Source organism: Pseudomonas sp. S5F11 (assembly GCF_019641515.1).
In the GTDB taxonomy this organism is placed as follows: Bacteria; Pseudomonadota; Gammaproteobacteria; order Pseudomonadales; family Pseudomonadaceae; genus Aquipseudomonas; species Aquipseudomonas rhodesiae.
Genome location: NZ_JAIFJZ010000001.1, coordinates 1,479,918 through 1,499,527 on the forward strand (window position 1 = coordinate 1,479,918; position 19,610 = coordinate 1,499,527).

At 57.1% G+C, this 19,610-nt stretch carries 13 protein-coding genes, 2 tRNA genes and 3 rRNA genes; 6 read left to right on the plus strand and 12 right to left on the minus strand.

The genetic code is table 11. From position 1 onward, the window contains the following. Positions 1–2 precede the first annotated feature (2 nt). From K1567_RS06360 to K1567_RS06370, 3 genes are read left to right on the plus strand one after another with little or no spacing between them, the layout of a single operon-like run. Positions 3–1,430: an O-antigen ligase gene (locus tag K1567_RS06360; RefSeq protein WP_034096807.1), complete on the plus strand. Its 1,428-nt coding sequence runs from the start codon at positions 3–5 to the stop codon at positions 1,428–1,430. Beyond that, the gene (locus K1567_RS06365) at positions 1,430–2,839 is read left to right on the plus strand and encodes a lipid II flippase MurJ (protein ID WP_220698271.1); all 1,410 of its coding nucleotides are present in this window, start codon (positions 1,430–1,432) and stop codon (positions 2,837–2,839) included. The genes K1567_RS06360 and K1567_RS06365 overlap by 1 nt, the downstream gene beginning before the upstream one ends. Before the next feature lie 30 nt (positions 2,840–2,869). After that, complete coding sequence (locus tag K1567_RS06370; protein WP_034096805.1) at positions 2,870–3,904, plus strand: acyltransferase family protein; 1,035 nt, start codon at positions 2,870–2,872, stop codon at positions 3,902–3,904. A 33-nt stretch (positions 3,905–3,937) separates the two neighbouring features. Here K1567_RS06370 and K1567_RS06375 read toward each other — a convergent pair whose 3' ends face one another. From K1567_RS06375 to K1567_RS06400, 6 genes are all read right to left on the minus strand, one after another. Further along, a complete protein-coding gene (locus tag K1567_RS06375; RefSeq protein WP_034096804.1) occupies positions 3,938–4,519 on the minus strand; it encodes a DUF4174 domain-containing protein in 582 nt (193 codons plus the stop codon). 164 nt (positions 4,520–4,683) lie between these two features. Continuing rightward, a complete protein-coding gene (locus tag K1567_RS06380; protein ID WP_034112901.1) occupies positions 4,684–5,316 on the minus strand; it encodes a glutathione S-transferase family protein in 633 nt (210 codons plus the stop codon). A gap of 64 nt (positions 5,317–5,380) precedes the next feature. Continuing rightward, complete coding sequence (locus tag K1567_RS06385; RefSeq protein ID WP_169868878.1) at positions 5,381–7,738, minus strand: DNA polymerase II; 2,358 nt, start codon at positions 7,736–7,738, stop codon at positions 5,381–5,383. Positions 7,739–7,826: 88 nt separating this feature from the next. Then, positions 7,827–8,141, minus strand: a complete 315-nt coding sequence (locus tag K1567_RS06390) for a protealysin inhibitor emfourin (protein ID WP_034096802.1) — start codon at positions 8,139–8,141, stop codon at positions 7,827–7,829. Next, positions 8,116–9,192, minus strand: a complete 1,077-nt coding sequence (locus K1567_RS06395) for a M4 family metallopeptidase (protein WP_034096801.1) — start codon at positions 9,190–9,192, stop codon at positions 8,116–8,118. Before K1567_RS06395 ends, K1567_RS06390 begins: the two co-directional genes overlap by 26 nt. Before the next feature lie 48 nt (positions 9,193–9,240). Next, complete coding sequence (locus K1567_RS06400; protein WP_034096800.1) at positions 9,241–9,693, minus strand: SRPBCC family protein; 453 nt, start codon at positions 9,691–9,693, stop codon at positions 9,241–9,243. A 97-nt stretch (positions 9,694–9,790) separates the two neighbouring features. Between K1567_RS06400 and K1567_RS06405 the strand changes: the two genes are divergently transcribed. Beyond that, positions 9,791–10,192: a GFA family protein gene (locus K1567_RS06405; RefSeq protein WP_080758705.1), complete on the plus strand. Its 402-nt coding sequence runs from the start codon at positions 9,791–9,793 to the stop codon at positions 10,190–10,192. A gap of 1 nt (position 10,193) precedes the next feature. Here K1567_RS06405 and mrdA read toward each other — a convergent pair whose 3' ends face one another. From mrdA to K1567_RS06435, 6 genes are all read right to left on the minus strand, one after another. Further along, entirely contained in the window at positions 10,194–12,086 is a 1,893-nt protein-coding gene (gene mrdA, locus K1567_RS06410) for a penicillin-binding protein 2 (protein WP_169868877.1), read from the minus strand. A 279-nt stretch (positions 12,087–12,365) separates the two neighbouring features. Continuing rightward, positions 12,366–12,481, minus strand: a 5S ribosomal RNA gene (rrf, locus tag K1567_RS06415). Between the two features lie 151 nt (positions 12,482–12,632). Continuing rightward, a 23S ribosomal RNA gene (locus K1567_RS06420) occupies positions 12,633–15,524 on the minus strand. A gap of 247 nt (positions 15,525–15,771) precedes the next feature. After that, positions 15,772–15,847 (minus strand) — tRNA-Ala (locus K1567_RS06425). 30 nt (positions 15,848–15,877) lie between these two features. After that, positions 15,878–15,954 (minus strand) — tRNA-Ile (locus tag K1567_RS06430). Between the two features lie 81 nt (positions 15,955–16,035). Beyond that, positions 16,036–17,572: ribosomal RNA gene (locus K1567_RS06435) — 16S ribosomal RNA — on the minus strand. The 16S, 23S and 5S rRNA genes sit together here with 2 tRNA genes alongside, the layout of an rRNA operon. A gap of 694 nt (positions 17,573–18,266) precedes the next feature. Between K1567_RS06435 and rhtA the strand changes: the two genes are divergently transcribed. Together rhtA and K1567_RS06445 are read left to right on the plus strand one after the other, a co-directional pair. Further along, positions 18,267–19,154: a threonine/homoserine exporter RhtA gene (rhtA, locus tag K1567_RS06440; protein WP_047882859.1), complete on the plus strand. Its 888-nt coding sequence runs from the start codon at positions 18,267–18,269 to the stop codon at positions 19,152–19,154. A gap of 164 nt (positions 19,155–19,318) precedes the next feature. Then, a complete protein-coding gene (locus K1567_RS06445; RefSeq protein ID WP_034096797.1) occupies positions 19,319–19,600 on the plus strand; it encodes a hypothetical protein in 282 nt (93 codons plus the stop codon). The last annotated feature ends 10 nt before the right edge of the window (positions 19,601–19,610 follow it).

Consider the following 19,610-nt stretch of genomic DNA (forward strand, 5'->3'; position numbering starts at 1 on the left):
GAGTGAATCTGGCAAGCCTCGTCGCGATCCTTTTCGGCCTGCTGTTTGGCGCCCTGGCCTTGTTGCTGTCACCGGCCAAGGCATTCCTGGCGGTGATTGGCCTGGCGGGCATGGTGACCATTTTGCGCTTCCCGTTATGGGGCTTGCTGCTGTTTGCGGGGCTGGCGACGTTCATGCCGTACTCCACCGTCAATCTGGGCATCCGCAGTACGGTCAGCGAAGCGATCCTGGCCCTGACCTGGGGCGCGATCCTGTGGCACAGCTTGCTGGCGCGCCTGCCCGCCACGCCGAGCCTGGCGTCGCGGCCGACCGACCAGATGCTGCTGTGGCTGATGCTGTTCAGCGTGTTTCCGTTTATCGTCGGCCAGGTCACCATCCAGGCCGACACCAGTGGCGTAGCCAATTGGCTGCGCTGGTTGCTGAACCTGTCGGGGGTATTTCTCGCCGCCAAACTGCTGGTGCAGCGCAAACACCGCGAAGCCCTGGTGATCGCACTGCTGCTGGGCACCCTGGCGATGTTGCTACTGTCCATCGCCGTGTTCGTGCGCACCCGCTCCGGTGCCGGCATTGCGCCGATCCTGGCGATGTTCAACTACGCCAACTTCGACATGCTCAAGTTCGGGCTGGAAGCCATGTCGTCGCGTATGGGTTCGCCCTGGACCCACCCGAATGCCATCGGCGGGATCATGGCCTTGCTGTTGCCGCTGGCATTCTGCTTCGGCATGACCGAGCAAGGCTGGAAACGCGCCCTCGGCCTGGGCGTGGCGTGCCTCGGCGCGGCGGCGCTGCTGCTGGCCAGCAGCCGTGGCGCGATGGTCAGCCTGGCGTTGGTTTTGATCTGGATGGCCACGCGGCGAGTGCCGTACACCGGGCGCCTGCTGATGATCGGCGCCGCGCTGACAGTAGCGCTGGTGCTGGCCTATCCGCCGTTGCAGGATCGCCTGGCAACCATCTTTTCGTCGAGCAATGCCAGTACGGAGGTGCGCTTCGACGAGTACCGCATGTTCCCGCAGGCGGTGGCGGCGTATCCCCTGGGTATCGGGTTCAAGGCCGACCCACCGGTGCCCGGTTCGCACCTGCTGGGGATCTCCAACCTGTGGCTCAATTACATCTACAAGATTGGTCTGGTGGGCATGCTGCTGTTCGTCGCGGTGACCGTGCGCTGGTGGCGTGAAGCGCGCCCGGATAAAGGCCCGATTCGCCTGACCAAGGACAATGCCCTGTGGTTGGGTACTACGGCCGGGATCCTGGCGGCGCTGGTCAGCGGCTTGTTCGATCACTACTTCAGTTTTGCGGTAGTGATGGTGGCGCTGTTCTGGCTGATGGTGGGGATCAATGTACTGGAGGCGCGGCGGCTGTTTCCGGCGCGCGTGCCGCAGGTCAAGCGTGTGGCTTACGGCAAGCCGCTGCTTGATGGCGCCCACTCCTGATGCTCGGCTCCGCCGCATGGCTGACCGTGGCGACCCTCTTGGGCTTATGCCTGGGGTTTGCGCGCGAATGGCTGCTGGTAGCGGCGTGGGGCGCGGGCGAACGTAGCGATGCGTTCCTGATCGCGTTGTTCCTGCCCGAAGCGCTGCGCATGTCCCTGGCCGGTGGCGTGCTGAGTGCCGCCGCCCTGCCGCTGTTCCTGGCGCGCAAGGATGCTGAGCGAGCGGATTGGCTGGCGGTGTTGTTTCCGGCCTTGCTGCTGATTGCATTGCTGACCAGTCTGCTGCTGATGCTGTTGGCGCCGTGGCTGGTGCAAATACTGGGGCCGGGGCTGGCCGCCGGTGCCGCCGCCCTGGCCGGCAATAATTTGCAGATCGTTGCGTGGTGCGTGCCGGGGTTGCTGCTGCACGCCTTGTTCAGTATTCCGTTGCAAGCCAACGAACGCTTTGTGCTGGCGGGGCTGGGGTCGTTGCTATTCAACCTGCCGCCGGTGGCCTACCTCGCTCTCGCGGGCAGCGCCACGCAGCCGCAGTCGTTGGCCTTGGCGTGCCTGGTCGGCAGCCTGTTGATGCCGCTGGCGTTGTTGCCATCGATCTGGCGCCAGGGTTGGCGCCCATGGTGCTGGCAACTGAGGCTTGCGCCTTTACGCGAACTGGGCCAGCGCATCGGCCCGCTGTTGTTGAGTAACGGCGCCAGCCAGGGCCTGGCCTTGATTGAACGCCTGGTGGCATCGCTGCTGGGGGAAGGCGCTGTGACCTGGGTGAACCTGGCGCGCAAGCTGATGAACCTGCCGCTGATTGCACTGATGAGCCTCAACCAGGTGCTGCTGGGCATGATGAGCCAGCGTCAAGGCGATGAGCGCCTGGCCTTGCTCAAGCGCGGCCTGGAGACCGCCAGCGTGCTGACCCTGCCCGCCGGCGTCGGCCTGGTGGCCGCCGCGCCGAGCCTGGTCACGCTGCTGCTGCCCAAGCACGCGATGGATTCGCCACTGCCGCTGCTGCTGGCTTGGTTTGCCGTGCCGCTAGTGTTCGGCGCCTGGAACGCCTTGCTCGCGCGCTACGCCTACGCCGCTGGCGACACACGCCAGCCGCTGCGCTGCGAGCTGCTGGGCAGCCTGGTCAATGTGCTGTTACTGGGCGCCCTGCCCTTCGTGTTTGGTCTGGCGGGCATCCCTTTGGCCGCACTGGCCGGGGTGATCTGCACCGCGCTGCTGCTGATGCAGCGCCAGGGTTTACTCGCCGAGGTGCCGTGGATGCGCCACTGGCTGCTAAGCGCGCTGGCACTGGGCCTGGCGGCGCTGCTGCTGTTCCCGGTGCAGGGCGCATGGCTGCAGTTGGGGCTAAGCACACTGGCCGGCGCCGTGGTGCTGGTGGGCCTGGGGCTATGGCTCAAGCCGTGGCGTAAAGCATGAGATTGGGTGTGATCGAATGGGAGCACTGAGGTGAAACATCGCTGGATCCAAATGGACATCGCCAAAGGCATCGGCATCCTGGTGATCGTGTATGCCCACAGTTGGTTCGTCGCCAAGTCGCCCGATCTGCTGTATCCGATCCTGGCGTCGTTTGTGTTGCCATTGTTTTTCTTTCTGTCCGGGGTGTTTTTCAAACCGGAACAGCCATTTGTGGAGATGGCGCTGCGCAAGGCCGATGGTCTGCTCAAACCGTTTTTCTTCACCATGCTGGTGTATGTGATCGTGCGCGATGTACTGCGCGGCCAACCGTTACTGCCGGATATCGGCGGCGTGCTGTATGCCACGGTGGCCACAATCCCCTGGCAGGCGCTGTGGTTTTTGCCGCATTTCTGGGTGGCGATTCTGTTCAGTTGGTTGCTGCTGCGGCTGATTCAACGTTTACCGCTGGCGGTGAGTTGCGCGGCGATGATCGTACCGCTGCTGCTGGGCATCTGGATGCTGCCGTGGTTCTGGCAACTGCCGGTGACGCTCGGCGAGCACACGTGGGTGCTGCCCGGCTTGCCCTTCAGCCTCGACGTCACGCTGATCAGCAGCGCCTGTTTCGTGTATGGCTACCTATTGCGCGACTGGCTGCGTACCCACGCCGGCTCATGGCTGACGCTGCTGGTGTCGGTGGTGCTGTTCGCCGCGGTGTTCCTCTACAGCCACGCCACCATGGACCTGGCGCAACGTCGCTACGACCACTGGCTGTGGACCAGCCTGCTGGCGCTGATCGGCGTGTACCTGTGCTGGGCTTTGGCGAAGGTGATCATGGTATCGGCCCTGCTCACGCGGATGATGACCTACATCGGTCAATCCACGTTGATCCTGCTGATCTTCCATGGCGAGATCCAGCACAAGACGGTCGACCTGCTGGTGCGCCTGGGGCTGCATGAATTCGTCGCGGCGTGTATCGGGTTTGGGGTGGCGGTGATCGCGCCGTTGTTGATCGGGGAGGTGATCAAGCGCGTGGCGTTCCTGCGGTTCTTCTATTTTCCGTTTCCGCTGCGCAAACAGCGGGCATAGCGGTTGGAGCGAGCACGCTCGCTCCTGCCGACATCAATCATCCAATGGTTGCACCGCGGGTTTGCTACCGGGTTTAGCAGGTTTGGCGCCCTTGGCCGGAGCCGGGGCAGGCGCCGCAGGTTGGGGCTCAGGAGCCGCCGCGGCTTCTTTTTCCGCCATGGGCATCTGATCGATGGTGCTGAAGAATTCCTTGAGATCGAGGGTGTCCGGCGGCACGGTCTTCTCAAGTTTCTTCTCGCCGTCCTTGCCCACCAGAATCACTTTGGTGCCGCTGCCGGCGCCGAGCTTGAGGGCGCGGATCAATGCATTGGTTTCCGGCGGGGTGAGTTTCTTGTTGTCTTTCGGGTCTTTGGCGAACTTCTCACCTTCAGCTCCGATACTGCCGAACTTGACGGTGTAGAACACCATGCTGCGTTCTTCAAAGGACTGCTTGGTGGCCGGCTCGTCCAGCTCTTTCTTGAGTTTGGCCAACGTATCGTTGCCGGAATCAAGCTCCACCACCACCAGCGGCCGGGCCTTGCCCAAATCCTGCTTGAGCGGGTTGATATCCTCAGCCGCCAACAGCGGCCCCGTAAACGCCATCAAGGTAGCCAGGGTCAGCGACCGGATGAGCATGCGCACCTCCTTTGAATTTCATGCAGGGTTCTTGAGTTTCATGTCTGCGACAGTCAAATTCAAGGATGATTCCTACGGCACTTTGAGAAAGAGTAGGTCAGGACGCCCGTGACGCAAGGGGTTGAGTGGGGCCGCAGGGATTGTTTCGCCTGATTGCAGAATCATCACGACGCCGTCCACTGCGGCCAATGCCGGGCGAACACGGGCGCCACGCCGGGGTCGGCATCCACACGCGCCAAGGTGCGCGCAAAGCCTGGCGCTACGGCGCTCAACGCCTCCCGCGCGGCGTCCCAACGCGACACCGCCGCCGCCATGATGCCCAAGGCATTGGGCTCACCGTTGTTGGCAAACAACTGCTCGGCAAACTGTTCGGCGAATACCACCCAGGCTTGATGCAGATAACGGCGTGTGCCGCAGACCAGTTGCGTTTGCACCGCCTCGGGCGCGTCACCCAACCAACGCTGTGGGTAATCGATGATGCCGATCGCCGAGTAGCAATTGGCCGCGATATAAACCAGGCCCCGGATGATCTGCGCGCGGTCGCCGCTCAGCAGGTGCGCGTCGGGGAATGCCAGGCCGAGATGAATCAGGATGGCGGCGCTTTCCGTCAGTACCTGACCATCGGGCATCACCAGCGTCGGGATCTGTTTGAGCGGGTTGATACGCGCCAGGACCTCGCTGCCTTCGCCGTCGTGCCAGGAGCTGGCGTCCACCCGATGCCACGGTACTGCACAACGCTGCAAGGCGATTTCGATCATGCATGAGCCGGATTCGTCGGTGCCGTAGAGCGTATACATCATGGCCTCTCCTTTATGACGGAGCCCCAAGCGTGCACACGCCCGACCGTGCATCGCAAGTGTTTTAGAACAGCCCCATCTGCCCGCCGACCAACGTACTGAAATCATCATTTACGAACGGCAGAATCGCGTCGGCCACCGGCTGCAATTGGCGGGTGACATAGTGATCGTAGTCAATCGGCGCCTGGCGCACTTCCAGCGGTTCGGGCCCGTTGACGCTGATCACATAGCTGATCCAGCCGCCACGCTGGTACTGGCGCGGCCTACCCAGGCGGTCGTTGTAATCGTCTGCCAAACGCGCCGCTCGCACATGGGGCGGGACGTTGCGTTCGTAATCGTCCAGGCGGCGGCGCAGGCGTTTACGGTAGACCAGCAACTCGTCGAGTTCGCCGCCCAAGGTTCTACGCACGTAATCGCGGATGTACGCCTGGTGCGGCTGGCGGTGAAAGATGAGGCGGTAAAGCTCTTGCTGGAACTGTCGCGCCAGGGGCGACCAGTCACTGCGCACAGTCTCAAGGCCCTTGTAGATCATCTCTTCTTGACCATCGCTGCGCACGACCAGGCCGGCGTAGCGCTTCTTGCTGCCCTCCTCTGCGCCGCGAATGGTAGGCATCAGAAAGCGCGTGAAGTGGGTTTCGTATTGCAATTCCAGGGCGCTCTGCAAACCGAATTCGGTGCTCAGGTGCTCGCGCCACCAATCGTTGACATGCGTGACCAGCGCCTGGCCGATGCGGCTGGCATCCTCCTGGGAATGCGCACGGCCGAGCCACACGAAGGTGGAGTCGGTGTCGCCGTAGATCACTTCATAGCCCTGGGCCTCAACCAATTGGCGGGTCTGACGCATGATCTGGTGACCGCGCAGGGTGATCGAGGAGGCCAGACGCGTGTCGAAGAACCGACAGCCGCTGGAGCCGAGCACGCCGTAGAAGGCGTTCATGATGATTTTCAGGGCCTGGGACAGCGGTGCGTTGTGTTCGCGCTTGGCCGCTTCGCGCCCTTCGGCCACGCGCGCGACAATCGACGGCAGACAATGGCGCGTTCGGGAAAACCGCGCACCGCGAAAGCCTTCCACCGATTCGCGGTCATCAGCGTGTTTGAGGCCTTCGATCAGGCCCACGGGGTCGATCAGGAAACTGCGAATGATCGACGGGTACAGGCTTTTGTAATCCAGCACCAGCACCGACTCGTAGAGGCCGGGACGTGAGTCCATGACGAAACCGCCAGGGCTGGCCTGGGGCGGCTTATCGCCAAGGTTCGGTGCGACGAAGCCTGCGCGGTGCATCAGCGGCATGTAGAGGTGGGTAAATGCGGCGACGGAGCCGCCGCTGCGGTCAGCCGGTAGCCCGGTGACACTGGCACGCTCCAGCAGGAACTTGAGTAGTTCGGTTTTCTCGAAAATTCGCGTGACCAGCTCGCAGTCCTTGAGGTTGTAGCGCGCCAGGGCGGGCTTGTCCTCGGCGAACATGCGGTTGATTTCGTCCATGCGCTGGTACGGCGTAGAAATATCCTTGCCTTCGCCCAGCAAGGTTTGCGCAACGTTTTCCAGACTGAACGATTCGAAACTCCAGGTCGCCGAGCGCAGCGCTTCGATGCCGTCAATGATCAAGCGTCCCGGCGCCGCCGCGAAGTAATGGTTGCGACTGCCATGCTCACGCCAGCTCATGGCCTCTTCACCGCGCCCGAGCAGCAAGGGCACATTGAGGCGCTGGGCGTGCTCATGGAGCACCCGCAGGTCGAACTGCACCACGTTCCAGCCGATGATGGCGTCGGGGTCATGAGTGGCCAGCCACGCATTGAGACGTTCGAGCAACTGAGCGCGGCTGTCGCAATAGTCGAGCTTGAAGTCCACGGCGTCGGTCTTATTGGGCGGCCCGAGCATATACACCTGGCGCTCGCCGCAGCCTTCCAGGGCGATGGAATACAGGTCGCCCTGGGCGGTGGTCTCGATATCCAGGGACACCAGCCTGAGCGGCGGGCGGTAGTCCGGCGCGGGTTTCATCTGGGCGTCCGACAGCACGCCCGTGGCCTGCGGCGTACCACCGAACCACACGGGCGCAGTGATGAAACGCTCCATCATGTAGCGCTCAGGAGGCCGTACGTCGCCTTCGTACACATCGACGCCCGCGGCACGCAGGCGTTTTTCCAGGTCCATCAACTGGCGATGCTGGCGGGTATACAGACCGAGGACGGGGCGGTGATGGAAGTCACACAGCTGCAGCGGGCGCAACTCGACATCGCGCTCCCCCTTGAGCAGCCAATCCAACGGCTTGCGATGGGCTTCAGGGATAAACATCACGGAGGTCTGAACGGGTAGACGGATGTACCGTGGCCCCTGGTCGGTGGCCAGCCAGAAGCTGACCTCCGTGCCGGCCGGGGTATCGCGCCAATGCCGGGTCAGGACAAAACCCTGCTGTAAATCCACCGTACCGCACCTCAGAAATCGCTTTGAGCCGGTGATTCTACGCGGCGCGAGCTTCGGGGCGAAAAGTAATACTCATGCAGAAGGGTTATTACACCTGGCCCTTGTCCCATAAACGCTTCAGCTCTTCCGAGGCCTGGTCTTCCGGTACCGTAAAACGCAGTTGATCGTCGCGATTGTCCGAGCGATAGCGAACTTCAATCTGATAGAAGCGCTGATCGCCCCGGCCTACATCCGTCGACGTTTGCGGCAGGCAACGGTTCAGCACATTGCAGATTTGCTCACGCTCATCGACATTGCACTGAGCAAATTCGATTTCACGCGGCCGGGTCATGGTGGTCACCTGGCCGCCCTGACGGGACAGGCGCACGGTGGCGTCGTTACCCAAGGCCGGAAGTTCTTTCATTGCGTGATTCTCCTGCTGGACCGACGCCGACTTCCTCCCAGGCTTTACGCACAGCATCAGCCGCTTCAGTGCCAAAACGTTGGTGGGCATGTTGTACGGTCAGAGTAGCAAAGGCCTGAAAGTTAGCGTCGTTGTCCAAGTTTTTGTCGCAGAGGGTGTCATACCAGATTTGGCCAGCCCGCTCCCAGGCCGAACCGCCAAGTGCTATGGCGACCAGGTAGAACGCGCGATTGGGAATACCGGAGTTGAGGTGCACACCGCCATTGTCGTCTTGGGTATTGATGAAATCGTCCATATGCGCAGGCTGCGGGTCTTTGCCGAGCACAGGATCATCATAGGCCGTGCCAGGGTGGGACATCGAGCGCAGGCCTTTACCTTTGACCTTGTCGGTCAGCAGATCGGCGCCGATCAGCCAGTCGGCCTGCTCTGCAGTTTGCTTGAGGACGTACTGACGCGTAAGCACACCGAACACATCGGAAATCGACTCGTTGAGTGCCCCGGATTGATTGCGATAGACCAGGCCCGCTTCGCTTTCGATGACTCCGTGGGTGAGTTCGTGCGCCACCACGTCGAGCGAGCGCGTAAACCGCTGGAACACCTCGCCATCGCCGTCGCCAAACACCATTTGCGCCCCATTCCAGAACGCATTTTCATAGCCCTCTCCGTAGTGCACGGTGCCGGCCAGCGCAAAGCCCCGGTTGTCGATAGAGTCTCGACCATAGACCTGCCAGAAAAAGTCATGGGTGGCGCCCAAGGCATCGTACGCCTCATCTACGGCGACATCGCCGCTGGCACGCTGACCTTCGACCCGAACCAGCGCGCCAGGCAGCACGGTCAAGTGTTGAGCATCGTAAATATTGCGCTGCAGTTGACCAGGCTGATGGGCCTCGGCCACGGGCGCCTGGGATTGGCGAGCGGTCGCGGGCAAGAACTGACGGACGTGCGTCAGGGTTTTCAATGCGCGCGAACGCTGCCATTCGGAGCCATGATCAATCAGGCGATTGAGAATGTAGGGCGGCATGAATCCGAGGTAATGACGTTGGCCAGACATGGCACTCTCCCTGTCAGACAGTTTCGGATAGTAAATACACAGCGGGCATCATTTGAGGAAGTTCTCGATGTTGCCCATTTGCTCGTCCCAGCCTCGGGAATTCATCTTGAATGCCTTCTGGCGACGGGCATCGGGAATTTCGTTGAAACCTGACTCAACCACCCGCAGCAGAATACCGGGCGCATGGTCCTCGATAGTGAACTCCACCAGGGTCGGGCTTTCCTTGTCATAGTCGATAGTGTCGTCGACCGCGAACGGATGCCAACTGAATGAGAACAGGGTCTGCGGCAGTATTCGTTCGATCCTGGCCTTCCAGACGACATGCTCATAACCAGGGTAGGTGATCGGCGCCTCAACGATCTCCCCCTCGACAAAGGCCTTGCCCTTGAGAGCAATGCCAAACCATTGGCCGAATTGCTCGGCATCTGTCAGCGCGTCCCAAACTTTTTTACGTGAAGCGTTGAGCAGGATTTTTCGCTCGATGCGATCTAATACGTGCATAAGTCACCTCCTCCATTGACCGTAGGTGACATCAAACAATGCGCAACCTGGAGTTGTAAGCAATGATGATGACCCGTCCATGAACTGACCCTACCTTATGACTGACCCACTCAACGGAAGTTGCTTTTGCAAGGCGGTGCGCTATCAAGTACTCCGCCTGGACATGCCTATCAGCCACTGCCACTGCGACAGCTGTCGCAAAGTGCATGCGGCCCCCTTTGTCAGCACCGCCGGGGTGATGCGGGAACACTTTGTTTGGACGCAGGGACAGGAGCTGCTGTCGTCCTTCGAATCGTCACCGGGCAAGCACAGGCATTTCTGCTCGCGGTGCGGCTCTCATTTGATGGCTGAACGTGGGCATCAGCCTCATGTCATCGTGCGAGTGGCAACGCTGGATGATGACCCAGGCGTCAGGCCAACCTCGCAAATCTGGACCGCCCAGGCTAAACCATGGCTGGCCTACGAGGACGTAGAGTGCTGGAGCGAATGGAAACCATGACTCAAACGTGAGGATCTCCGGGCCCTTTAGCAGGTGTTGCATATTGCGGTTTAAGGTGTCCTTCTTGGTCTAGTAACCAGGCATCCATGATCTGCCGCACCACAGGCCCTGCCACACGGCCACCGGCCTCGCCGTTTTCAATCATGACCGAAATGACAATTTTTGGATGCTCGGCTGGGGCAAAGCCTACAAACAAGGCGTTATCACGATGGCGCTCCAGCGTTTTCTCGCGGTTGTAGCGCTCACCCTGTTTGATCGCCACGACCTGCGCGGTACCACTCTTGCCAGCGATCCGATACTGCGCACCTTGTGCGGCCGCCCGCGCGATGCCGCGTGGGTCGTGCATGACCAGTTGCATACCGTGGTTGACCTGCTCCCAGTCGCGCGGGTCCTTAAGGACAACGTTTGGCATGGGGTTTTCGTCTACTGGCGGCACACCGTTGATGGTCTTGGCCAAGTGCGGTCGGTTCCACACGCCCTTGTTGGCGATCAAAGCGGTGGCCTGAGCCAGTTGCAACGGGGTGACCTGCATGTAGCCCTGGCCGATGCCGAGGATCACCGTTTCACCGGGGAACCAAGGCTGGCGGCGTGTGGCGCGCTTCCATGCCTGGGAAGGCATCAGCCCGGCTGACTCTTCGAACATATCCATGGACACTTTCTGACCCAGGCCAAACTCGGCCAAGTAATCATGCAGGCGATCGATTCCCAGCTTGTGGGCCAAGTCATAAAAGTAAGTGTCGTTAGAACGCATGATAGCTGCGTCCATGTCCACCCAACCATCGCCACTGTGGTTCCAATTGCGGTATTTGTGGTCAAAGTCCGGGAGCTGGTAGTAACCAGGGTCGAACACGCGGGTTTGGGCAGTGACGACACCGCTGTCGAGACCAGCGATGGCCACCTCGGGCTTGATGGTTGAGCCTGGCGCATACAGACCCCGAAGGACACGGTTGAACAAAGGCCGGTCGATAGAGTCGTGCAGTGCGGCATATTCCTTGAAACTGATACCGGTGACGAAGAGGTTCGGATCGAAACTTGGCTTGCTGACCATGGCCAGTACTTCGCCGGTTTGCGGATCGAGAGCAACCACCGAACCACGGCGATCCCCCAAGGCTTGCTCTGCTGCTTCCTGAAGTTTGACGTCGAGGCTCAGGACAATATTTTTTCCAGGGACCGGGTCGGTGTGCTTGAGTACGCGAAGCACCCGGCCCTGAGCATTCGTCTCAACCTCTTCGTAACCCACATGACCATGCAGCTCGGACTCGTAGAAGCGTTCGATTCCAGTCTTGCCGATCGACTGAGTACCGCGATATTCCACAGAATCTAGGTTCTTGGACTCCTTCTCGTTGATCCGGCCTACGTAACCAATGGAATGAGCAAAATGCGGACCCAGGGGGTAATGTCGAACGAATTGTGGTTCCACATCAACCCCGGGTAGGCGGAACTCATTCACAGCCAGCACCGCGATCTGTTCCTCGGTGAGTTCGTAAAACAAGGTCACCGGAACGAAAGGGTGGCGCGCTTGCTTGAGGGCTTTGTCGAACAATGCGCGATCTTCAGTAGGCAAGTGCAGTAAGTCGATGATCGTGTCCAGCTCCCCCTTAAGGTCTGTGGTGCGCTCGCGGGTGATCGTCAGGTTATAGCTGGGGCGGTTGTCGGCAAGCACTACACCGTTGCGGTCATAGATCAGTCCACGGGTGGGAGTGATAGGCAGGACGTGGACGCGATTGTTTTCGGAGATCGTAGAGTGATAGTCGAACTGCACCACCTGCAAAAAATACATACGGCCCACTAGGGCACAAGTAATGCCAATGACCAGCAATGCACAGGCAAGCAGGCGTTTGTTGACCAGACGATTCTCTTTCTCGTTGTCCTTGATCGGTATCACTTCAGGCATTTCTACAGCATCTCTTTGAAAAAGATCGTTGCCGCGTCCTGCGAATGAAGATAAGTCCCTTTGAAAATGAGCTGCACCTTACCAAAAATGCAGAGACGCTTTGCATCGATTTCTTCAACGGTACTCAATGGTGTTTTTGTCACGAGACAATCAGCTCCTCATGACGTCGTAGCGGAGCTTTATATCGACGGTGGAGGAAAAGGAAAAAGCTTTACAACACTTTTCGAGCGCGCAAAACAAAACCCCAACTGCTTTCGCAATTGGGGTTTCGGAATTTAATCTTGACGATGACCTACTCTCACATGGGGAAACCCCACACTACCATCGGCGATGCATCGTTTCACTTCTGAGTTCGGGATGGGATCAGGTGGTTCCAATGCTCTATGGTCGTCAAGAAATTCGGGTACTGACTCGTGACCTTTTGGCCTCGCTTCAGCAAATTGGGTATGTGACAGCTGTCGGTGTTTTGTGAGCATCGAACTTTCGGTTCATTGCGTCTTCACACACCGCAATCTGGCCTTTCGACTCAAATTGCTTGGGTGTTATATGGTCAAGCCTCACGGGCAATTAGTATTGGTTAGCTCAACGCCTCACAGCGCTTACACACCCAACCTATCAACGTCGTAGTCTTCGACGGCCCTTCAGGGAACTCAAGGTTCCAGTGAGATCTCATCTTGAGGCTAGTTTCCCGCTTAGATGCTTTCAGCGGTTATCTATTCCGAACATAGCTACCCGGCAATGCCACTGGCGTGACAACCGGAACACCAGAGGTTCGTCCACTCCGGTCCTCTCGTACTAGGAGCAGCCCCTCTCAAATCTCAAACGTCCACGGCAGATAGGGACCGAACTGTCTCACGACGTTCTAAACCCAGCTCGCGTACCACTTTAAATGGCGAACAGCCATACCCTTGGGACCGGCTTCAGCCCCAGGATGTGATGAGCCGACATCGAGGTGCCAAACACCGCCGTCGATATGAACTCTTGGGCGGTATCAGCCTGTTATCCCCGGAGTACCTTTTATCCGTTGAGCGATGGCCCTTCCATACAGAACCACCGGATCACTAAGACCTACTTTCGTACCTGCTCGACGTGTCTGTCTCGCAGTCAAGCGCGCTTTTGCCTTTATACTCTACGACCGATTTCCGACCGGTCTGAGCGCACCTTCGTACTCCTCCGTTACTCTTTAGGAGGAGACCGCCCCAGTCAAACTACCCACCATACACTGTCCTCGATCCGGATAACGGACCTGAGTTAGAACCTCAAAGTTGCCAGGGTGGTATTTCAAGGATGGCTCCACGCAGACTGGCGTCCACGCTTCAAAGCCTCCCACCTATCCTACACAAGCAAATTCAAAGTCCAGTGCAAAGCTATAGTAAAGGTTCACGGGGTCTTTCCGTCTAGCCGCGGATACACTGCATCTTCACAGCGATTTCAATTTCACTGAGTCTCGGGTGGAGACAGCGCCGCCATCGTTACGCCATTCGTGCAGGTCGGAACTTACCCGACAAGGAATTTCGCTACCTTAGGACCGTTATAGTTACGGCCGCCGTTTACCGGGGCTTCGATCAAGAGCTTCGCGTTAGCTAACCCCATCAATTAACCTTCCGGCACCGGGCAGGCGTCACACCCTATACGTCCACTTTCGTGTTTGCAGAGTGCTGTGTTTTTAATAAACAGTCGCAGCGGCCTGGTATCTTCGACCGGCATGAGCTTACGGAGCAAGTCCTTCACCCTCACCGGCGCACCTTCTCCCGAAGTTACGGTGCCATTTTGCCTAGTTCCTTCACCCGAGTTCTCTCAAGCGCCTTGGTATTCTCTACCCAACCACCTGTGTCGGTTTGGGGTACGGTTCCTGGTTACCTGAAGCTTAGAAGCTTTTCTTGGAAGCATGGCATCAACCACTTCGTGTTCTAAAAGAACACTCGTCATCAGCTCTCGGCCTTAAGATCCCGGATTTACCTAAGATCTCAGCCTACCACCTTAAACTTGGACAACCAACGCCAAGCTGGCCTAGCCTTCTCCGTCCCTCCATCGCAATAACCAGAAGTACAGGAATATTAACCTGTTTTCCATCGACTACGCTTTTCAGCCTCGCCTTAGGGACCGACTAACCCTGCGTCGATTAACGTTGCGCAGGAAACCTTGGTCTTTCGGCGTGGGTGTTTTTCACACCCATTGTCGTTACTCATGTCAGCATTCGCACTTCTGATACCTCCAGCAAGCTTCTCAACTCACCTTCACAGGCTTACAGAACGCTCCTCTACCGCATCACTTACGTGATACCCGTAGCTTCGGTGTATGGTTTGAGCCCCGTTACATCTTCCGCGCAGGCCGACTCGACTAGTGAGCTATTACGCTTTCTTTAAAGGGTGGCTGCTTCTAAGCCAACCTCCTAGCTGTCTAAGCCTTCCCACATCGTTTCCCACTTAACCATAACTTTGGGACCTTAGCTGACGGTCTGGGTTGTTTCCCTTTTCACGACGGACGTTAGCACCCGCCGTGTGTCTCCCATGCTCGGCACTTGTAGGTATTCGGAGTTTGCATCGGTTTGGTAAGTCGGGATGACCCCCTAGCCGAAACAGTGCTCTACCCCCTACAGTGATACATGAGGCGCTACCTAAATAGCTTTCGAGGAGAACCAGCTATCTCCGAGCTTGATTAGCCTTTCACTCCGATCCACAGGTCATCCGCTAACTTTTCAACGGTAGTCGGTTCGGTCCTCCAGTTAGTGTTACCCAACCTTCAACCTGCCCATGGATAGATCGCCCGGTTTCGGGTCTATTCCCAGCGACTAGACGCCCTATTAAGACTCGCTTTCGCTACGCCTCCCCTATTCGGTTAAGCTCGCCACTGAAAATAAGTCGCTGACCCATTATACAAAAGGTACGCAGTCACAGAACAAAGTCTGCTCCCACTGCTTGTACGCATACGGTTTCAGGATCTATTTCACTCCCCTCTCCGGGGTTCTTTTCGCCTTTCCCTCACGGTACTAGTTCACTATCGGTCAGTCAGTAGTATTTAGCCTTGGAGGATGGTCCCCCCATATTCAGACAAAGTTTCTCGTGCTCCGTCCTACTCGATTTCATGACTAAGAGATTTTCGCGTACAGGGCTATCACCCACTATGGCCGCACTTTCCAGAGCGTTCCGCTAATCTCAAAGCCACTTAAGGGCTAGTCCCCGTTCGCTCGCCACTACTAAGGGAATCTCGGTTGATTTCTTTTCCTCAGGGTACTTAGATGTTTCAGTTCCCCTGGTTCGCCTCTTGCACCTATGTATTCAGTACAAGATAACCATCTTATGATGGCTGGGTTCCCCCATTCAGACATCTCCGGATCAAAGTCTGTTTGCCGACTCCCCGAAGCTTTTCGCAGGCTACCACGTCTTTCATCGCCTCTGACTGCCAAGGCATCCACCGTATGCGCTTCTTCACTTGACCATATAACCCCAAGCAATCTGGTTATACTGTGAAGACGACATTCGCCGAAAATTCGAATTTCTCAACTAAGAGAACTCACAAATTTTACCTTAGCCTGATCCGTTACCAGTGAAAGTAACGTTCAGTCTATCTTTCTATCACATACCCAAATTTTTAAAGAACGAACTAGTCAAAGACTAGAAATCAACATTCACCATCGACACGATGGAATGCTCATTTCTAAGCTTTATACAAACAGAAGCAGTAGTGGTGGAGCCAAGCGGGATCGAACCGCTGACCTCCTGCGTGCAAGGCAGGCGCTCTCCCAGCTGAGCTATGGCCCCGCATTTCTACAGGCGTTTCCCACACAAAATTGGTGGGTCTGGGCAGATTCGAACTGCCGACCTCACCCTTATCAGGGGTGCGCTCTAACCAACTGAGCTACAGACCCAATTTCGGGCTGCTTCTTTCGTCTTCTTCAATGAATCAAGCAATTCGTGTGGGAACTTATGGAGCAGCTGATGTCGTCGATTAAGGAGGTGATCCAGCCGCAGGTTCCCCTACGGCTACCTTGTTACGACTTCACCCCAGTCATGAATCACACCGTGGTAACCGTCCCCCCGAAGGTTAGACTAGCTACTTCTGGTGCAACCCACTCCCATGGTGTGACGGGCGGTGTGTACAAGGCCCGGGAACGTATTCACCGCGACATTCTGATTCGCGATTACTAGCGATTCCGACTTCACGCAGTCGAGTTGCAGACTGCGATCCGGACTACGATCGGTTTTATGGGATTAGCTCCACCTCGCGGCTTGGCAACCCTCTGTACCGACCATTGTAGCACGTGTGTAGCCCAGGCCGTAAGGGCCATGATGACTTGACGTCATCCCCACCTTCCTCCGGTTTGTCACCGGCAGTCTCCTTAGAGTGCCCACCATTACGTGCTGGTAACTAAGGACAAGGGTTGCGCTCGTTACGGGACTTAACCCAACATCTCACGACACGAGCTGACGACAGCCATGCAGCACCTGTCTCAATGTTCCCGAAGGCACCAATCTATCTCTAGAAAGTTCATTGGATGTCAAGGCCTGGTAAGGTTCTTCGCGTTGCTTCGAATTAAACCACATGCTCCACCGCTTGTGCGGGCCCCCGTCAATTCATTTGAGTTTTAACCTTGCGGCCGTACTCCCCAGGCGGTCAACTTAATGCGTTAGCTGCGCCACTAAGAGCTCAAGGCTCCCAACGGCTAGTTGACATCGTTTACGGCGTGGACTACCAGGGTATCTAATCCTGTTTGCTCCCCACGCTTTCGCACCTCAGTGTCAGTATCAGTCCAGGTGGTCGCCTTCGCCACTGGTGTTCCTTCCTATATCTACGCATTTCACCGCTACACAGGAAATTCCACCACCCTCTACCATACTCTAGTCAGTCAGTTTTGAATGCAGTTCCCAGGTTGAGCCCGGGGATTTCACATCCAACTTAACAAACCACCTACGCGCGCTTTACGCCCAGTAATTCCGATTAACGCTTGCACCCTCTGTATTACCGCGGCTGCTGGCACAGAGTTAGCCGGTGCTTATTCTGTCGGTAACGTCAAAACCATCACGTATTAGGTAACGGCCCTTCCTCCCAACTTAAAGTGCTTTACAATCCGAAGACCTTCTTCACACACGCGGCATGGCTGGATCAGGCTTTCGCCCATTGTCCAATATTCCCCACTGCTGCCTCCCGTAGGAGTCTGGACCGTGTCTCAGTTCCAGTGTGACTGATCATCCTCTCAGACCAGTTACGGATCGTCGCCTTGGTGAGCCATTACCCCACCAACTAGCTAATCCGACCTAGGCTCATCTGATAGCGCAAGGCCCGAAGGTCCCCTGCTTTCTCCCGTAGGACGTATGCGGTATTAGCGTCCGTTTCCGAACGTTATCCCCCACTACCAGGCAGATTCCTAGGCATTACTCACCCGTCCGCCGCTCTCAAGAGAAGCAAGCTTCTCTCTACCGCTCGACTTGCATGTGTTAGGCCTGCCGCCAGCGTTCAATCTGAGCCATGATCAAACTCTTCAGTTCAAACATCTTTGGGTTTTTAAGAAACCCTAAACTTGGCTCAGCAATCGTTGGTTACATCTTTGATTTCTCGCGGAGTAACTTGCGATGCTGATAATCTTGTTGACTATCAGTCTGACTCCACAAGCACCCACACGAATTGCTTGATTCAGTTGTTAAAGAGCGGTTGGTTAAGATCTTTCGTCTCAACCGAGGCGCGCATTCTACAGCAGCCTCATTTGCTGTCAAGTGATTATTTTCAGAAGTTTTCGAAGATTTCTTCAACAACTTCAACCACTTGCGCTTCCGATCTCTCGTTAGCGGGAGGCGAATTCTACAGCGTTACACGCTGCTGTCAACACCTCTTTTTCTCCGCTTTCGATCGAGAAGATCGAAACGTTATTAGAGCCAAACAACACTGCTCCACCAACTCCTTCTGGGCTTCGATGAACTGAAGCGATCCGCTGTCGATCTTGCGTAACTCTTTGTTTACCAAGGAGTTTTCCGTTTCGACTGCGCCGGAAGTGGGGCGAATTATAGACTTCTGGAATCTGCCGTCAAGCGTTAATTTGCGTTTTCTATTAACCCCCTATGAAAGAAACCAAAATACTCTATATAGATAAGCGCCTCACTAAAGCTGAGCAATATATTGCTCATCTTTATCCACTTGAGCATCATACCGTCCTCGCCTATCCAATATGATCTCGGACGAACAACAATGACCTCCTCTCCACGCAGCCTGGCATCAACACTGTTTCCGGTCGGCCTGCTCTTGATTGCCATGGCATCCATCCAATCCGGCGCATCGCTCGCTAAGAGCATGTTCCCGGTCGTGGGCGCACAAGGTACTACTGCTTTGCGCTTGATTTTCGCCAGCGTGATCATGCTGGTTCTGTTACGTCCGTGGCGCGCCAGGCTGACTGCAAAGTCTCTGCGTACAGTGGTTGTCTACGGCATGGCACTGGGCGGCATGAATTTTCTCTTCTATATGTCATTACGCAGTGTTCCTCTGGGTATTGCCGTAGCACTCGAATTCACAGGGCCGCTGGCCGTAGCTATCTATGCCTCCAGGCGAGCGGTTGATTTCCTGTGGATTGCCTTGGCGATCATCGGCCTACTCCTCTTGATTCCGATGGGAGAAGCCAGCAATGGCATTGACTTGCTGGGAGGTGCCTATGCGCTGGGTGCCGGTATCTGTTGGGCGCTTTACATAGTGTTCGGGCAGAAGGCGGGGAACGACAACGGTGTGCAAACCGCGGCCCTAGGCGTGATGATCGCTGCATTGTTTGTGGCACCTATCGGCATCGTTCATGCGGGAACAGCATTGCTGACACCCGCCTTGATTCCGGTCGCCATCGGTGTGGCTATCCTCTCTACCGCGCTGCCCTACACCCTTGAGATGGTCGCACTCACACGCCTGCCGGCTCGCACTTTCGGCACCCTTATGAGTATCGAACCCGCATTCGGCGCACTCTCTGGTTTGCTCTTCCTACAAGAACATCTCTCCATCCCCCAATGGATGGCCATAACCTGCATTATCCTGGCTTCGGTAGGTGCCACACTGACGATGCGCGACGAGTCCAAGCCGCTGGTTCCGGCGGATTGATTCATGGTTGAACGTAGCTCTGGTAATTGCCGCTCGTTTAAGCCATGTTTAGTGCTTAACGAACGTCACTCATGGAGTTTTTCGACAAGGACAGCGCGAACGCCAAGCTCGGCAGCGAGCACAGCCTGCTTCAAGTCTTACGAGGCGGCTTTTTAAGGATAGGAATGAGAAGAATATTGATACTGTTGATGGTCGTGGCGATTGCAGGCTGTGCCGCGACCACAAAAACAGAAGTAAAACGGGGCAAGAAAGGGCTGCATATCAACTGTTCTGGCCTGTCCTCCTCTTGGGAGCAGTGCTACACCAGCGCAACAAATTCATGCGGCACTAAGGGCTATCGGGTGATCGCGAAGTCCGGTGACAATTCCGAAGAACCTGGCGATTACCCCTTCGGCCTCAACCCGGCGGGTTACACCAGCCGGAGCATGATTGTCATTTGTAAGTAGCCGACTTTCA

Bases quoted from the DNA above. Each gene is read 5' to 3' on its own strand.
- K1567_RS06375 (WP_034096804.1), bottom strand. From the start codon at position 4,519: ATGCTCATCCGGTCGCTGACCCTGGCTACCTTGATGGCGTTTACGGGG.
- mrdA (WP_169868877.1), bottom strand. From the start codon at position 12,086: ATGCCTGAAGTGATACCGATCAAGGACAACGAGAAAGAGAATCGTCTG.
- K1567_RS06405 (WP_080758705.1), top strand. From the start codon at position 9,791: ATGACTGACCCACTCAACGGAAGTTGCTTTTGCAAGGCGGTGCGCTAT.
- rhtA (WP_047882859.1), top strand. From the start codon at position 18,267: ATGACCTCCTCTCCACGCAGCCTGGCATCAACACTGTTTCCGGTCGGC.
- K1567_RS06445 (WP_034096797.1), top strand. From the start codon at position 19,319: ATGAGAAGAATATTGATACTGTTGATGGTCGTGGCGATTGCAGGCTGT.
- K1567_RS06400 (WP_034096800.1), bottom strand. From the start codon at position 9,693: ATGCACGTATTAGATCGCATCGAGCGAAAAATCCTGCTCAACGCTTCA.
- K1567_RS06365 (WP_220698271.1), top strand. From the start codon at position 1,430: ATGCTCGGCTCCGCCGCATGGCTGACCGTGGCGACCCTCTTGGGCTTA.
- K1567_RS06380 (WP_034112901.1), bottom strand. From the start codon at position 5,316: ATGTATACGCTCTACGGCACCGACGAATCCGGCTCATGCATGATCGAA.
- K1567_RS06395 (WP_034096801.1), bottom strand. From the start codon at position 9,192: ATGTCTGGCCAACGTCATTACCTCGGATTCATGCCGCCCTACATTCTC.
- K1567_RS06390 (WP_034096802.1), bottom strand. From the start codon at position 8,141: ATGAAAGAACTTCCGGCCTTGGGTAACGACGCCACCGTGCGCCTGTCC.